This is a genomic window from Acinetobacter sp. SwsAc5 (genome assembly GCF_013391485.1).
GTDB classification, from domain to species: domain Bacteria; phylum Pseudomonadota; class Gammaproteobacteria; order Pseudomonadales; family Moraxellaceae; genus Acinetobacter; species Acinetobacter towneri.
Window position 1 is genome coordinate 147158 of record NZ_JACAXD010000006.1, and the last position, 15014, is coordinate 162171.

At 36.9% G+C, this 15014-nt stretch carries 19 protein-coding genes; 10 read left to right on the forward strand and 9 right to left on the reverse strand.

Annotated elements, in window-relative coordinates:
- Positions 1-41: 41 nt before the first annotated feature.
- The 6 genes from HYG89_RS05305 (at position 42) to HYG89_RS05330 (ending at position 4424) form a co-directional block, all read left to right on the forward strand.
- On the forward strand, positions 42-1085 hold the full coding sequence (locus HYG89_RS05305) for a hypothetical protein (RefSeq protein ID WP_178866483.1): 1044 nt from the start codon (positions 42-44) through the stop codon (positions 1083-1085).
- Positions 1066-1977 (forward strand): SEL1-like repeat protein, encoded by a 912-nt coding sequence (locus HYG89_RS05310; RefSeq protein WP_178866485.1) that lies wholly within the window; start codon positions 1066-1068, stop codon positions 1975-1977. Before HYG89_RS05305 ends, HYG89_RS05310 begins: the two co-directional genes overlap by 20 nt.
- Positions 1974-2858, forward strand: coding sequence for a hypothetical protein (locus tag HYG89_RS05315; protein WP_178866487.1), 885 nt, complete (start codon positions 1974-1976; stop codon positions 2856-2858). Before HYG89_RS05310 ends, HYG89_RS05315 begins: the two co-directional genes overlap by 4 nt.
- A gap of 9 nt (positions 2859-2867) precedes the next feature.
- Complete coding sequence (locus HYG89_RS05320; protein ID WP_178866489.1) at positions 2868-3173, forward strand: hypothetical protein; 306 nt, start codon at positions 2868-2870, stop codon at positions 3171-3173.
- 172 nt (positions 3174-3345) lie between these two features.
- Positions 3346-3867, forward strand: coding sequence for a hypothetical protein (locus HYG89_RS05325; protein ID WP_178866491.1), 522 nt, complete (start codon positions 3346-3348; stop codon positions 3865-3867).
- A 71-nt stretch (positions 3868-3938) separates the two neighbouring features.
- Positions 3939-4424, forward strand: coding sequence for a hypothetical protein (locus tag HYG89_RS05330; RefSeq protein ID WP_178866493.1), 486 nt, complete (start codon positions 3939-3941; stop codon positions 4422-4424).
- A 47-nt stretch (positions 4425-4471) separates the two neighbouring features.
- On the opposite strand, the gene HYG89_RS05335 is transcribed toward HYG89_RS05330, so the two are convergent.
- The 8 genes from HYG89_RS05335 to HYG89_RS05370 all read right to left on the reverse strand — a co-directional run bounded on the left by HYG89_RS05335 (position 4472) and on the right by HYG89_RS05370 (position 9883).
- Positions 4472-5257, reverse strand: coding sequence for a hypothetical protein (locus HYG89_RS05335; RefSeq protein WP_178866495.1), 786 nt, complete (start codon positions 5255-5257; stop codon positions 4472-4474).
- Between the two features lie 123 nt (positions 5258-5380).
- Positions 5381-5698 (reverse strand): hypothetical protein, encoded by a 318-nt coding sequence (locus HYG89_RS05340; protein WP_178866497.1) that lies wholly within the window; start codon positions 5696-5698, stop codon positions 5381-5383.
- A 217-nt stretch (positions 5699-5915) separates the two neighbouring features.
- Positions 5916-6149 carry a hypothetical protein gene (locus tag HYG89_RS05345; RefSeq protein ID WP_178866498.1) on the reverse strand — a complete coding sequence of 78 codons (234 nt, stop codon included), beginning with the start codon at positions 6147-6149 and terminating at the stop codon, positions 5916-5918.
- 10 nt (positions 6150-6159) lie between these two features.
- Entirely contained in the window at positions 6160-6684 is a 525-nt protein-coding gene (locus tag HYG89_RS05350; protein WP_178866500.1) for a hypothetical protein, read from the reverse strand.
- Entirely contained in the window at positions 6681-7343 is a 663-nt protein-coding gene (locus HYG89_RS05355) for a tetratricopeptide repeat protein (RefSeq protein WP_178866502.1), read from the reverse strand. The genes HYG89_RS05350 and HYG89_RS05355 overlap by 4 nt, the downstream gene beginning before the upstream one ends.
- A complete protein-coding gene (locus tag HYG89_RS05360; protein WP_178866504.1) occupies positions 7340-8149 on the reverse strand; it encodes a tetratricopeptide repeat protein in 810 nt (269 codons plus the stop codon). Before HYG89_RS05360 ends, HYG89_RS05355 begins: the two co-directional genes overlap by 4 nt.
- Positions 8150-8236: 87 nt before the next feature.
- Positions 8237-8749, reverse strand: a complete 513-nt coding sequence (locus HYG89_RS05365; protein ID WP_256733934.1) for a hypothetical protein — start codon at positions 8747-8749, stop codon at positions 8237-8239.
- A 522-nt stretch (positions 8750-9271) separates the two neighbouring features.
- Positions 9272-9883 carry a hypothetical protein gene (locus tag HYG89_RS05370; RefSeq protein WP_178866507.1) on the reverse strand — a complete coding sequence of 204 codons (612 nt, stop codon included), beginning with the start codon at positions 9881-9883 and terminating at the stop codon, positions 9272-9274.
- Between the two features lie 852 nt (positions 9884-10735).
- On the opposite strand from HYG89_RS05370, the gene HYG89_RS05375 reads away from it, so the two are divergent.
- The 4 genes from HYG89_RS05375 (at position 10736) to HYG89_RS05390 (ending at position 14922) form a co-directional block, all read left to right on the forward strand.
- Positions 10736-11917 (forward strand): hypothetical protein, encoded by a 1182-nt coding sequence (locus HYG89_RS05375; protein ID WP_178866509.1) that lies wholly within the window; start codon positions 10736-10738, stop codon positions 11915-11917.
- A gap of 236 nt (positions 11918-12153) precedes the next feature.
- A complete protein-coding gene (locus HYG89_RS05380; RefSeq protein ID WP_178866511.1) occupies positions 12154-12726 on the forward strand; it encodes a hypothetical protein in 573 nt (190 codons plus the stop codon).
- Positions 12727-12741: 15 nt separating this feature from the next.
- A complete protein-coding gene (locus HYG89_RS05385) occupies positions 12742-14016 on the forward strand; it encodes a hypothetical protein (protein ID WP_178866513.1) in 1275 nt (424 codons plus the stop codon).
- A 453-nt stretch (positions 14017-14469) separates the two neighbouring features.
- On the forward strand, positions 14470-14922 hold the full coding sequence (locus HYG89_RS05390) for a hypothetical protein (protein WP_178866515.1): 453 nt from the start codon (positions 14470-14472) through the stop codon (positions 14920-14922).
- On the opposite strand, the gene HYG89_RS05395 is transcribed toward HYG89_RS05390, so the two are convergent.
- On the reverse strand, positions 14919-15014 hold a 96-nt coding region (locus HYG89_RS05395; protein WP_004785112.1), incomplete at its 5' end, for a transposase domain-containing protein. The genes HYG89_RS05390 and HYG89_RS05395 overlap by 4 nt on opposite strands.

The following is a 15014-nucleotide window of genomic DNA, read 5'->3' on the forward strand; positions in this document are numbered from 1 at the left end:
ATTATTATAAATAACCCTAAACATTACGAAAACGGACAATCATGAAGAAAGAAACCGTATTCCTGACAACTTGCGCCTTGTCCTTTGGACTGCTTGGCTGCGGCTCTGCTGAACGTCCTAATTTAAATAATTTTCAAAATGCAGCCTTAGTGCATGACTGCATCGACAAGACATTAAAAAGCTATTTTAATAGCAAGACTATTGATTTCAGTTCAGCCAAAATTTCCGGTTCAGAACCCTCTATTGAAGAAGCTAAGTCTTTTGCGGAAGTTTATGTAGCTTCTTATGGTTCAAAAGAAGAAGAAATGAATAAGTACAGTGAGCACTTGAACAGCGGACCCAATATCTATCAAAGCACTGTAACGCTTAAAGAAGGTAATAATTCTTATAAATGCAACTATATGTACTCTACAAATGGCAATGGGGAACTACAAAAACTGCCATACATTTATTCTGTTCAAAAATCCAATGAAGCGCCGTTGCTATATATGAACGGAGGTTATATCAAACCTTACCATGGGTTTGAATATGTTCGTCAGCACATCACTTCTAATCATGGAATCAATCTGTTTTCATTAACGACAGAAGCGAATTTAAAGCCGAAATCAGATCAGTCGGGCCTTGCCAATGCGATTAATGAAATACTGACCAATAAAGCCTTTTCAGCTCAGAATTTTAAAGAAATGGGCGAACTTGTTCAGGCCAACAATGCGGTAGAACTTGCAAGCTACGCAGTATCAGACTTAAAAATTCCAGACTATATACCTGAAAATCCAACCTATATCGTCCCTGTAGTTGTTAGCAAACGTATTCAAAATATCGGCAACTATCAAGCCGATGATATTGCAGTCGATAAAATGGAACAATTTAACAAAACCCGTTACGTTGATCCGGAAACAGGTATTGCTACCCATAAAGACACCCTGCAACAAATGGCGCAGGAATTCGGTATGAATACCAAGAATGTCGTTATCGAACACGTTGATGCAGCCAAGATGAAGGCTGAAAATATCCCGAATACGCTTCGTGTGCAGACAGATCAATTCACTGATCAAGAGTTAAGAAATGCAGCAATTAACGATTAAAGTAAATTACTTTGAACGGCTGTATTCTTATATTCGAGCCGTTTTTGGCAATCCTGAATACCAATACAAGGTCGCACAAATGATCTCGAATTCAGAATTGCCCAATGCCAAGGAAGGGGCGCTACGTTGGTATAAAATCGCCAGTGAAAATGGTCATACGCAGGCCTGTTTTGATCTAGCTGTTTATACAATCAACAACTCCAAGGATGAAGATGCTGCTATCAGTATTCTTAAAAAGGCCCCTTTTAAAGAAAATGCAGAAGTCGAAGCATTGCTTGGTCAGCTGCTCCTAAGTAAATACACCAATGTATTAGATCAACGCCGTTTTGAAGCAGAACACAAGATAAAGAATGCCAAAGGTCAGGATGAACTTGACCGGTATATTGAATCCTTAATGCCAAGTCAGGCGAAGTCAAACCGCTATGTTGATACCACTATCTCAGATGAATTACTTCAAACCTATTTGGATGAAGCTAGAAAGCACCTGACGGCGGCACAGGAAATGGATCATCCACTTGGGTATCACGCCCTTGCCATTTATTACCTTCAATATGCCCCTGAATCGAAGTTCAGTCAGTCCATCGGGATCAAGCTTCTTGAAAATGCTGTATCCAAGGGTTTTTCCCCTTCTTGTCAGGTTATGGCCGGTATCTATGAAAATGGCTTATATGGGAAATCAATCGACATTAGGCGCGGCCTAGAGCTTCGAGTAGTGGCAGCTGAACAAGGATCAAAGGATGCTCAATTCACATTGGGCTATCTCGTCTACAACGGGCAAGGTTTTGAAACCAACCGCGATCTTGGTTTACGACTCATAAAAAAAGCAGCTCAAAACGGACATATTGAAGCAATCAGCTTCCTCGCCACCTTGCAGAAAGAGGATGCCGAATGACCAAGTTCAAAAAAAATAAGCTCGTCATGGCATTTAATGACTATATGCCGGATAGCATCATAGGTCGGGTAACTAAAATCGGCTTACTGATGTTTGCTTTTTCCGTACCGGTGTATACCTACCAGTCTTATGTATCCGATACCTCAACGATTCTGAAAACGCCGTGTGCACAGGCCGAAGGCTTGACTGCTGCCAATCAACAACGAATCAAAGAGCTAGTTACTTTTGCCGGTGGCAAGGATACAGCACCAGTCTGTACCCTGCTTCCAATACCTTCAACGAAAGCCGATCTCAGTAACATGCAGGGCTTAAAGCAGCTGATCAGCTATCCGATCCCGCTGCTTGGCTCGATCTACTATTACTTGGCAAGTAATATTCTGATCTTTGTCTCGTTATCATTCTTGTTCGTAGTAATTGTGCATGAGAAGTACCCTGTACTTGGTCGATCCTACCCTAGACAATTCCTTACGGCTTCTGCCGTTTTCCTCATTGCAACCAATGTCTTTATTCCGACTGTAGAGAGCGTTCAATACGCAACTATGTCTCAGAATGCTGTGAGCAAAAACCGCCTTGCCGTGGATAACCGACTGCTATGTGATACCGAGCATGTTTTTGATCTGCTCAAATATCAAAACGCGATCCCTTCTATTCGTAACGGCTATCAACTGGTGACTTTGGATAACAAACCATACAACGCGATTATCTGCCATGGCACGAAGCTAAAGGCATTTGAAAATATAACTTTACCTAAGACTCAATTATTTTGGGGACATATAGCTCAGTTCGTAGTGAACATCCTGACGTTCCTACCTATCCCTATATTCTTGGTCCTTTTTTTAAATTTGTATAAACGATTGATTCATCGAATCATAAATCGATAGGTTATGACTATGGATATGAATAACGAAAACTTAGCTAAATCATCACCGAAAGATGACTGTATTTCTTTAAGGGATGAATCAACGCCTGATTTATTTAATAACTTTACCGAAAAGGACATTAATAAAATCGCGCTAACATTATGCTCATATTCGTATATTAGGAAGCGCCATAAGGTGATAGAAATGGAAACTGTGCGCCAGTTTATTTATAACACCTTGAGCAATGAACCTCATTTATATGAAGCATTCAAGAAGATCAAAAACACCAAGCCCAAAGTACCTAAGCATGAAAATCCATTGAATATAAAAACTTAGGTTATAAATTAAAAAAGGTGGGTTCCCCGCGAACCCACCTATCGTCTTGTCCTACAAGTTAATCGAGTTCGTCAAACTATACTCAACAAACTAAATAATAATTTATCAAAATATTTTCTTAAAATAAACATTAGCGAAACAATTTATTTTCAACAAAAGTGAAAAAAGTCCTATGAAAAAAGCAGTTATTGTACTGAGTTGGTTAAGTATATTTATGACAGGCTGTTCCTCGCTTCTTAATCCAACTATTCACAATTCACTAAAAGAAGTGAGAGCATCCAATTTCCTAAAAAATGAAGATAAAACAAAAACCATCGGTGGGATTGATGCTAATAATAATGGTGTGCGTGATGATATTGAGGGATACATAAAGCTCAAATATGCGAATAACCCTGAATTTATTAGCGTATATATGCAGTATGCGAAAGAATTGCGAAGAAAGATGACTTTGGCTAGTGAAGATCGTGAAACATATCGTAGAGCAGCACATGAAGCTAGTATGAAAATGGTTTGCGCTTCGGAAATTGATGAAAAAGTTGAGCCTGAAAAAATGTATCAGGATACAATCATCATTCATGCTCTAACGGTGAATACCAAGCAACGCAGGGCTGAAAGTAATCGTATTAGCTCGTTGGTGAGTGGCATGGTATTCACATTGCCAACCACGGAACACTGTAGATTTTACAAGAATTAACTATAATATTTTGTGGTATATGGTTATTATATAAAAGCTGAATAACAGCGTATCAACAAGTAGGGTTATCCATGAAAATATCCAGTGCAATTTTAATCAAAGCATTAACTCAAGCGGTTGCAGCTGCTAACTCAAATTTTGACGATTTTGCAAAAAACCTAACTGTCACACATGAATTTACCACTAATCATGGGGCCATCATTTCTGACTTTATTGTGGTCTACAAATGCCCTAATACCGGTATTCAGATTAAGCACTATGACTCGATGTTATGGAACGATGTCGATGACATTTTAGAAAATGGTATAGAGTCTTACGAAATTGCCGAGTATGACAAAATCAAAGAATTCCATAATAATGAACGGGTATATCTATCTGAATCCGGTGAATGGGTCCAATCAGATAATGAAGATGTCAATGATCTATTAATTAATCTCTCACATATCTACTCATTGAAACTGGTTATTGCTAACTTTATTCCAAACTGGCAAACCATGGTGTTTGAACACCTAAAATCTCAATATGGCGATAACGGTGAATCCGAAAGCGAACAATAAAATCGTGTCCAATAAAAAAGCACCTTAATCAGGTGCTTTTTTTGTGTTTATGCAGCTTGTGATTCAATCAGTGCTAAAGCCTTAAAGGTCTTGGTATTGTAGTGATTCCAACGAGTCTGCTCATTATCAATTGGCTCAAATTTTGGTTCTTGCCATTTATAAAATTTCAGGAACTTATTTTCTGAAATCTTTTCACCGCGTAATATTTGCTCTTTAGATGAATAGATCGCAAAACCACCGGTCGGAGTTGGCTTGTAATGAGTCTCACAGCCTTCTTCTGCATACTTCTCCACTGTCATCTGTGCATCTTCTTCTGTCGGGCAGATTTTGCTTAATGAAGCTTTAGTGATCTGCACTAAATCCTCACGGATTGAGAAACGTGCAAACTCAGGAAGGCACAGGTAAGTACGTGCCAATACACCTACGACATGACGTTTTGTTTCTTCAATGTCTTTATTCAGGATTGCATCTTTGAGAAGTACCACTGACTTATAGATGCTATCAACATAACAGCGATAATCTTCACACGGATACAAGGATTCTTCAATGTAGACATCTTTCAGTTGCTTATAACTGATATCCATATCAATCAGGTAAGCCAAAGCAAGGATTGTAGTTATTACATCCCCGATACCATCACGCAGTTCATTGTAATTTTCTTCTTTTACAGCTTGAATCAATTCTTTAAACTCTGATTCAAAGATGTTGTAGCTACCTAGTGCAGCTTTTTGATTTTCTAAGTCGAAAGAACCACGCACACGGTTGAACTCGGCTTGTAGTGCGTAAATCATGGCATGATCATGCAGCTCAAGAATACTGTCTAATTTATCCATTAATTATATCTCTAAGAGCAAAATATCAATGAAAATTATATCATAAATTCTTTTGATTTCTCTATCATTTATTTAAGCATAATAATGGATATTATTATAAAAATATTATTTCGATAATATTAGTCATGCGCTTTTTGGTCGCTCCGGAAGGTCAAACTTCTGAAACGTCTTGAAGTCAATTATTTCAGTTTTACAACCCAAGTTTCTGTAAAATTTCACAACAGAATCAACACTGGCGCTATTCCCAATAGCCCATTCTAGTTTTCGCTGATTATGTGGGTCGAATATCCATGGATAATATTTAGAGTTTTTATCTCCCTTCCTGTAATACAAATAAATATCACCGTTCATCATCATCACGGATTCAGCACCGATCATGTGTCCATAGTCGATAACTTCATTTATAAAATAGGGGTCATATTCATACTCTAAATTACTCATATAGCGTATTTTTAATTTATTAGTTTCCTTAATGTTTATTATATATAAAATACAAAAAAAACCGAACCCTCGTCCGGTTATAAAATTTGTTTAAGCGCTTTTCGACTACCCAAATAGAACAGCATTGCTTGGGATTGAGGATATATCCACCTCTTGCCGAACCGACCACCCCCTTTGTTTTCAACAGTTTTGCTATTTAGATATCCATAATTATCTTTTACATCTTTCTCAGATCGGGATTTTTGATGATATTCAGAACGCATGTTTTTAAGGGATGTTCCGTATCATTCAAGATTGCCGCGCGTACAGCCTTAACTACTTCCATTGAGTATCCATCCGGACGTTTACGAATACGACTCAATTCATTCAAAGCCAACGCAACGGTACTCAGGTCAAGTAGCGTTTTCCCCTTAGATGTATTGCCATAAGGGTTGATAACATCTGCTGTCATAGTTTTCTACCTATAAATTTGCAATATTTTCTTGATATTGCTTTTCAAAACTTAGGGTTAGCAACTCTTGAGTTTTTGTAATTATTTTTTTGAACTCGCCATTACTGAGGTGTCCATCTTTCTTTGCACTGTCTAACACCTTGCGTAGTTCAGGATTATCCTTCAATAACTTGTAGCCCTCCGACTCTATGTATTGCGTTAAGTTGATTGCGTGGATAGGAAAATGTTCATAAGCAGATTTCACACACAAATCGAACCCTCTCTGATCCCGTGAGTCCTTACAAGCTTCCGCAGCTTTCTCAGCATCAACACGTATAAACCTCATCCGGAACATTGGCTTATCCTTTTCAGGTTTATCTATGATTAATTCTTTAGGCTGATTAATCTGCCAGTTATCAACATGACTACTTAGAATCTCGTAACTAGCAGCAAGATTAACCCCTTTATCACTGGTAGCCTGAACACAACCCACAAGCCCACTCATAATTAACGCTACAACTAAGTGACCTGTTTTCGGCTGAATACTCAATTTCATTTTCTAGCCATCTCGTAAAGCTGATTTGCTGAATCGACTGACACGGGCATACCGGCCAAACCTTTTTCAAATATCCGACCCAACACGGTCATGCAGCCGGTGTTTTTCTTCTCCGCACAGAGCTTTGAATAATGCAAAGCACTTTTTTCAAGGTTATGTTTCATCTGCGGGTTTGATTCAACTTCTGCCTGATCAAGACTTAACTGAGCAAGCTCATATTGAGCCAGTGTCTCGCCCATATCCGCAGCTTGTTTTACCAAATCTGCACCAGTATCAATATCTATTGCTGTGCCTTCACCATTCAGGTACATCTTTCCGGCCATATATGCAGATACAGAGTCATTATCTGCTCCTTGAAGATAATGGAACAATGCTTCTTCATGATTTGCTTCCACCCCTTTACCGTGGTAATACATATTCCCAAGCAATCGGTGCGAAACAATATCATTTGGATTTTTTTCAACAGCTTCTTTCGCATACTCAAATGCTGTCTGTAAACCTTCTTCCAATGGACTGTTATAGTAAAACAATGCCTTCTGAGTCAGCTCACTCCCTTCCGTATCTGTGATCACGGTTTGCGGTCCCGCAGCATGAACTATTACTAATGGCCCAATGGCTACTATGCCGGCGATAAGTAATCGGCTTAATTTTATTTTCATTGATATACACCTAAATCGCATTTACCTGTCGTTAAGCACTCAGTAGCAATTCGATCTCCATGATGCGCTGCCGCTTCCAATAAACCTTTGCCTTTATCTTCATTCCGAGCGACCCCAAAGCCATTCAAGTAGAACAAGCCCATATCACGCATTGCAGGCACAAACTGTTGATCTGCTGCCATAGACATATATTCAACGGCATTTTTCCGAATAGACTTACGAACTGCGTCTGTTACTTTTGGATCAGAGTCTTTTACACCCATAAGCATAGTTTGAGCATGTTCATATTGAGCTACAGGAAAACCACGTTCCGCAGTCTTGCTAATCATTTCAGCCCCTTTTAACGCATAGTCCGGACTCTGATCGGCTGCTTCAAGGTACATTTTCCCCAAGATATAACCGGCTTCAATTCGTTCTTTCACAATGGTTTCCATCAGCGCTAAGGCCAATGGCACATTCTTTTCAGTAGATTCACCATAAAACGTCATTCGAGCCAGTATCAGAGTTCCCAATCCATCCCCATTACTTTTTGCTTCTTTCGCCCAATACAACGCACGTTCATCATCACGTTTGAGATAAATTCCGTCATAGTATTCTTGAGCTAATTTACCTTGTGCTTTCCCTACACCTTCTACTGAAAGCTTATGAAGATCAGCAATAGACTTACGCTTTGCTTCATCTTCAACAATAATTTCTGAGTCATGCAATTCATAGTGCGCATCTTTATGATTGCTTGAACTGCAACCAGTCATAGCCAGTGCCCCAAAGACAACGACTGGTAACACAGAAAATTTAAACTTGTTCATTTATTTAAGCCTTTCACTAATATCTTCCGACAACTCGGAAATGACATTCCAACAACCATTAAATTCAAATTTTTCATTCACTCCCCCTTATGCAATCAAGGTATTCTTGATTGGGATGTAACACTCTGTAGCGGTGCTGTTTTTATAGTTTGGAAGGTAACGGCATGAACGCACTGGTTCTTTTCGCGAATCATAGAAAATTGAGGTCGGTAGAATCCGATTTAACTTGTCATCTAGGAACCAACTGCAATCTTCTACCATTCTGATAATCTCTATTTTTCTTATTTCGCCAATTCTAGTATTCAAGCCAGTATTAGTATTTTTAAGGCGGTTTAAATAGAACTGAATTTTTCCCATATCCCCATGAGCAAAGAAAATCGTTAATTTAGAATCAGAATCAAGGAGCGCCTGCGAAGCGTGATATACCCCATGAGACTTTGAAAGAATTTTGTCTAGCTCTTTGATCGTCCGTTCATGATCTTTAAGAAGATCGAAGATAGACCAGTACAGAACTCCATCAAGATGTATTGGATGGGTTTTTGAAGGTATTACAGAGGTAGCCATATCCACCTCTACACGCAGAGGATAAAAAATAGACATACGGACATCCGAATCCACAATATTTATTTAATTATAGTCTAATTCAAATTCATTTATGAATAGTTTATTATGATATAAATACATTTATTTATTGGTATATTTATTTTACATTAATAAATATATATAGAATTTAGTGTTTTTTAAGTCATTTTTATAGAAAAGAGATTGGTTTCAAAGAGAATTACAAACTCATGTGTATAGATGAACACAAGAAAAATATAACCAGACTGAGCAATTTTCAATCATGATAACGGGCAAAATATTTGTAATTATAGGCATAAGTTTACATTTAAGCTTTTCCACTTGCGCATAGGTATTTCACAAAAGCAAAGCCCATGGGGTCTTTTAGCGGTATTCGCTATTAACTTAGAGGTGTTCCAGTCGGTGAGCGTTCTATGACTAGCCTGACTGCCGGTGCTGTTTTTTTCTCTCTTAACGTAGAGGTGAGGTATAGATAGTCATGAGGAAACATTACTATCCACCCAATTTAATGAAATTTTAGGCTAAAGAAATAACAGGCTTTTACGAAGGAAGCCCTTGGTGATGTTCTCTCATAAAATGCCTAGTAATTAGATCACTAAATTCATTCGCATTAAGACTGGATGAAAAGTCTGAAATATCTTCAACAAGGTTTTTAATTTCATTATCTGCTCTGTTGGTCGATTCTTTATTAGATCGACCGCAACTGGCGGCTGCATAGGCTTTAGGTTTTTTTGAAAAGACTTTATCTAACGATCTTTTAAATGTACTTCTGCACTTATAAATCATTGCACCATATAAACGGTTGAAAATATTGCTTGCGATCTCCGGATCATCTTCTACGCCTACGAATTCAAACGTGTATATCTTTCTTGGTTTTGAGCCTGATGTATTGCCTACAATCTCTTTGATAGAAACGATGCAGCGAAAGATTTTAGCAATATTATCTGCTAAGTCTATCTCCCAAGAATCTCGTCTAATTTTTTTAAAGTTAATAGATGTAGCTGTTCTTACTCGAAGATCAACTTCGGAAGAATCATAAATAGGCAAAGAGCAATAAGCATAATATAAGCTTGCGCTCAATTGTTCATTGGATTGCAGCTCACAATCATCAAAACGAACAAGGATTTGCTCTATCTTAGATTTTATATCCACACCTACCTCTTAATAAAACAATAATAAACTCACCCTGTTCAGATAATTTTTTTATAAATATCATTCAATCAAAAAAAGGGTTAAATAAAGCATTTCATACATAAGAACACATATTTATATTTTAGGAAATTAAACCAAAAAAGCAAGTTTAATTATTAAATGACTATAACCATCATTGTCAAGTCATTGCTCAATTATTCGTCTATTTTTACATAAAAAATACACTGACAAATTTCTTAAAACACCCTTAAATTATACATAGTTGGCACTTTGCACCGAAATCCATGTTACACAACTTTACACAGGATGCGTGACAAGCAACCTAAATTCCTCATATCTACAATATATTGCTATTTATTTTAAATTAATAAGTCATGGCATTTTAATTTATATTTTAAATGCTTTGTGTTTAGCTATTATTTATTAATCAATAATAAACATTAATATTATTTTAAATATAATTTTTCTGAAAAAATATGAGTGTTCATAATTTCTACTAGAAAATACTCCCAAAAAATAAATGTTTCATTAATGATTGCTCCAATTTATACAAAAAAAACGTACTCACCAAAATATAGCAGATAATATTCATTGATTCACCAATTCAAGACGCAATGGATAATCAATGAGCAGAAATGATGTTGCTTATCAAAATTTATGCACCTCTCTGTGTCTTTTTTTTCAATAATATTAGACATATAACTAAAGAATAAGAAAAATATTTTGTCTTAATATTTTCAAAAATGAAACAATACATTAATTAATTTATTTACACATAATAATTGATTCCATTATAATCATTGTTAACTATAAGAGAGTACAACTACTCAAATCTATCAACAGGTAAAACACATGAACGCTAAATTTGAGAATAGCGATACACCGTATCCACAATTGGCTGAAAAACGCAAAGCGCAAGAGATAATTCACCAACTGACATTACTAAGCCCTTCTTTAGAGTATTTAGACAAACCTCTTAAATTAAGTAATGAATATATTGCTCTAAAGTCTGCTGAAATCGAAAAGCTTCAAAAAATGAAGCCAATTATCATGCGTGTCTACACCTACCTATTCAAGGCGCAGCGGGATCAAATTTACGAACAGTTAACAAATTTTGCATTACAAATTGAGTCGGCTATCTCTAAAGCGTCCCACCTTATTTTGGATTTGAAGAACTGTGTTGGCCAACTAAACCAATACACGATTCAACTAGATGATTCTCAGCTTAAACAAGATTACTTAGGCATTATCTCGGTCAATAATTTAAAAATTGCGACAATAGAACAGAAGATTGCTGTCTGCCATCAACAGATTGAGCATATTGATAAGTTCAGAACTGTTACCTTGCATCATCTAAATGATGCGGTACTCCTAAATGATTCTAGCAATAATGAGGTCAATGAATACGATGCTCTCCACAATTATTTTGACACCCATGCCAAACGCGAAGCCAAGCTAACAGCTCGACTTACCAAGTGCGGTATCTCATTATTTGTCCTTTCAGTCCTTAATTATTTGGCAGCTACCTTCCATTTCAAATGGACTTCCACCAAATATAAGGAAGTACCGGTTGAAAAAATTGTTGGTGACTCCAACTTTCCATCACAAATTTTTACAGTTAATGAATCACTTATGCAGAGTGTAAATGCACTGGTTAATGGATTGCATGTATTTGGCATGTTGCTTTCAATACCATTAATCCTTATGGGCGCATATAGCATGTTTAAAAGTGAATTTAGATTCTCTTACATTGCCGCCGGTATGACTATTGCCGGTTCCTCTTTTCTGCTATCGGTTTTTATTAATGCCACATTTGAAGGCCAAAAAGTTAACCGTATCCCTTATGAAGTTGAACACACCTTAGATGTCATCAATCTCGGTCTTAATGGCAGCCTATTTATGTTTTTATGTGCAATCCTATGTATTGCTTCTATATACATTTATAAAGCAAAAATGGCTGATATTCATGATGCACTGGCAATCTTTAAAACCATCCCTAACCCCCACCAACAAACTGAAAACCCTGTTAAATGATGCGGGGTTTTTAATAAATTTTTGATATACCACATCAAATCAATAGCCCACTCCAACTTACTGTGAATGCAAACCTTTCCGTATTGGATTTAACTCTTAGATATAAAACAATCCAATACACCAAAGTTTGTTAATTTTTTGGTTAATTAACCATTAATAACATAATAATATTATTTAAATAGTGTTTATTATTTTATAATAAATATTATCAACAAATAGATTTTTAAGGTGACTTTATGGCACTTTCAACCATCCCAAAAATCAGTGTTCTCGCTGCGGCTGTCATTGTGTATGGCTGCCAACCTATCGAAACCCATAATGCAGATAGTGGAAATCAAGAAAATACCGCTACAACAGCCGATAAAACAGAATCCAAATCTGTTAATTCCTTTTATCAAACTCCAAAAAATCACAACGAGTTCCACGCGCTTCTAAAAGCTAATAATTGTTTTCCTTTCAATGTATCCGGCAATGATGAAGGCATATCAGAAGAAACCTCTACACAAGGTCGTGGGAATGTAGTTCGTTATGATGTCAGTCATTTAAAATTTGCTACTTATGATGAAAATGGTCTAATTGATACCGGCCTACATTATGCAGACAAAAAAACGAAAGATTATCAAGCCGGTGACATTTTAGTTAGCAACATTCCAATTCTTTATATTTGCACCCGATCTAAACGCAATATCGTGACAAATTACCTGTATGTAGACTTCTATATAGGAAAGGAACAGCTTAAAGGTATCTATTCAGATGCAAAAATTGATGAAATGAAGCATTATCCAAAACAAACTTTTAAGTTTAGTTAATTGGGGTTAGGTGAAATGATGAATAGCTTTCTGCAAGACTTATCACAAATTGCAAAAACCGATACTAAGGCCACCGGTACTGGCAATTTAGCACCTTTCCTATCGTTGTATATGAAAGTGCATGAAATCAAAACTGAAAATAATATTACTTATGCTTATGGCTTGGACATGATGCAGCGTGAAGTTGTGCGCGTACGCTTAAATAACATCGATGAAGGCGCGAATGATTTGCTACTAACTAAACGCGCATCCAACTTGGTTGAAGCCCGTAACAAGATCACAGCGCTTTACACTGGCCACAATGCGCGTGAAACTCTCGATAAAAAGAAAACCAAGCGACATTCTCAATACTTGTACTTTGAACGTGCCGTGCGCTTACAGGACGAAAACGCTTTTATGCCAACCTATCGCGCTCACTGGTCATACTCAATGACACAGCAAGAAGATGTGGAAATGGTTATAGGGCATATCAATATCAAGTACAGCCCTGCCAAACAGGTCGGTGATCACATAGATAAACAACGTGCTCATGCAAGAGTCATTGAATTCATGCGCTACTTTAATCTTGATGATCCTGAAAACAATCTCAAAATGATTGAATATGCTCTCAACAATTTTAATAAAGGGATGATTCGTGAGGGTATGTTTACAGCGCAGATCATTGATGCGAATGGTGTAATTGCCTACTTCAATATTTTTCAGAAATATGCAGAAGTTACTGCTATAGATGCCAATGGTCAAAATGCAACTTTCCTTGCACCTCAAGAACCAGTTGATTCTGTTAATCATTATCTTGAGCGAGAAACAGGACCAATAAATCAAATTACATTAACCAAAGATATTGCCCGTGTCGTTCTACACGTTTTTTGCGGGTTTGACCTTGATTACAGTTTGTTTGCATCAGATGAACCGGCATACATCGGCCGCCTGAACGAATTAAGGGATCAACTGGCCAACGGCCATTATAGGGTTAAAGTTTTCGGATTTAAGATATATCGCTTTGGACCTGAATCAATTACACATTTGGCTCCAAAAAATAACTTCGACCCCCTGAAACAATACAGTAAGCCAATACTGGATGAAAACAAGCAGCCAACTGGTTCCACCGAGCCGCATTACATTCCTACTGTTTTAATATTGCATAAAACTGTCAATAACCGCCGCTATATTGCCTATCACAACCGGATTCACTATCACGTTTTGGGTGAAGGCAAACCTGTTCCACTTGCTACGTTTGGTGTTGAACGTGACCCGATGCCTGTTAAGACCACGCAGCTTCAAATGCTTTAAATAAGTCCAAAAAAAAGGCGGGTATAAACCCGCCTTTCTCGTCTATGGAGCCTTCCAAACCACAGACTGCCAACGCTGAAACAAAATAATTATAACAATACTAAAAGTTCATACAATATGAATCCGACAAAATAAATAAACATTAAAGAAACAAATTATTTTAAAGACAAAAAAAAGCCAATGTATAGGGTGCATTGGCTAGAAAGAGCAAATAAATAACAGAGCATTCTTGAAATAAAATATAAAGCATATACCGCTACTACGCAATAATTATTTTTGCTTTTTAATTTCATTAGTATCTGTTAGATAAACTTAATTTTCAAACACAATAGACATAAGCTATATATCAAGAACCACTATATCGACATACCAATGTTTCTAAAATATACATATAACAATTAGAAAATATACAAAAATTTTTATAAAATAAGAATTCAAGACATGGGCTAATAAATGATTTTAAATAACGAGCAGCAAAAGCGCTTTATATATTTTAGTACGCTAGGGTTATTAGTGCTAATAGGCATTCCCCTAATCGTTTATATGACAAAATATATTGATTTTGCGGACATACAGAATAATGTTGCTGCGGTACTTGTGCTCGGTCTGGGTTTTCTTCTTCTTCATCAACTGCTCATTCATTTCATTTCCAAAGTTTCTATTAAAAATCAGCTTAGACAAGAAGATATCCGATTTGCGGCATTTCTAATTTATACAAAGATTCAGGGGGTTAAGTTTACTTTAACTAAACAATCAAACCCTAATGATGATGGCTATCACCTAAACTATAAGTCGGAAATTGTACGGTACGTCCATATCCGTAAACGCATCTTGTTTGCCTTATTAGCAATTGAAAAAACCCCGAATGTAAGTAAGCGTCCGCTGAACCCCATGCCTATTTTTTAATTCGATTTAGGTTTCCAGCAGTGCGGCAGCAATTCTTCAATCTGGGTCACTTTATGTGTCGGCAGCCTTTTCAGCACATCACTTAAATAGGC

Bases quoted from the DNA above. Each gene is read 5' to 3' on its own strand.
- HYG89_RS05390 (WP_178866515.1), top strand. From the start codon at position 14,470: ATGATTTTAAATAACGAGCAGCAAAAGCGCTTTATATATTTTAGTACG.
- HYG89_RS05335 (WP_178866495.1), bottom strand. From the start codon at position 5,257: ATGGATAAATTAGACAGTATTCTTGAGCTGCATGATCATGCCATGATT.
- HYG89_RS05305 (WP_178866483.1), top strand. From the start codon at position 42: ATGAAGAAAGAAACCGTATTCCTGACAACTTGCGCCTTGTCCTTTGGA.
- HYG89_RS05325 (WP_178866491.1), top strand. From the start codon at position 3,346: ATGAAAAAAGCAGTTATTGTACTGAGTTGGTTAAGTATATTTATGACA.
- HYG89_RS05360 (WP_178866504.1), bottom strand. From the start codon at position 8,149: ATGAACAAGTTTAAATTTTCTGTGTTACCAGTCGTTGTCTTTGGGGCA.
- HYG89_RS05340 (WP_178866497.1), bottom strand. From the start codon at position 5,698: ATGAGTAATTTAGAGTATGAATATGACCCCTATTTTATAAATGAAGTT.
- HYG89_RS05380 (WP_178866511.1), top strand. From the start codon at position 12,154: ATGGCACTTTCAACCATCCCAAAAATCAGTGTTCTCGCTGCGGCTGTC.
- HYG89_RS05330 (WP_178866493.1), top strand. From the start codon at position 3,939: ATGAAAATATCCAGTGCAATTTTAATCAAAGCATTAACTCAAGCGGTT.
- HYG89_RS05365 (WP_256733934.1), bottom strand. From the start codon at position 8,749: ATGTCTATTTTTTATCCTCTGCGTGTAGAGGTGGATATGGCTACCTCT.
- HYG89_RS05385 (WP_178866513.1), top strand. From the start codon at position 12,742: ATGATGAATAGCTTTCTGCAAGACTTATCACAAATTGCAAAAACCGAT.
- HYG89_RS05320 (WP_178866489.1), top strand. From the start codon at position 2,868: ATGGATATGAATAACGAAAACTTAGCTAAATCATCACCGAAAGATGAC.
- HYG89_RS05350 (WP_178866500.1), bottom strand. From the start codon at position 6,684: ATGAAATTGAGTATTCAGCCGAAAACAGGTCACTTAGTTGTAGCGTTA.
- HYG89_RS05310 (WP_178866485.1), top strand. From the start codon at position 1,066: ATGCAGCAATTAACGATTAAAGTAAATTACTTTGAACGGCTGTATTCT.
- HYG89_RS05315 (WP_178866487.1), top strand. From the start codon at position 1,974: ATGACCAAGTTCAAAAAAAATAAGCTCGTCATGGCATTTAATGACTAT.
- HYG89_RS05355 (WP_178866502.1), bottom strand. From the start codon at position 7,343: ATGAAAATAAAATTAAGCCGATTACTTATCGCCGGCATAGTAGCCATT.
- HYG89_RS05375 (WP_178866509.1), top strand. From the start codon at position 10,736: ATGAACGCTAAATTTGAGAATAGCGATACACCGTATCCACAATTGGCT.
- HYG89_RS05345 (WP_178866498.1), bottom strand. From the start codon at position 6,149: ATGACAGCAGATGTTATCAACCCTTATGGCAATACATCTAAGGGGAAA.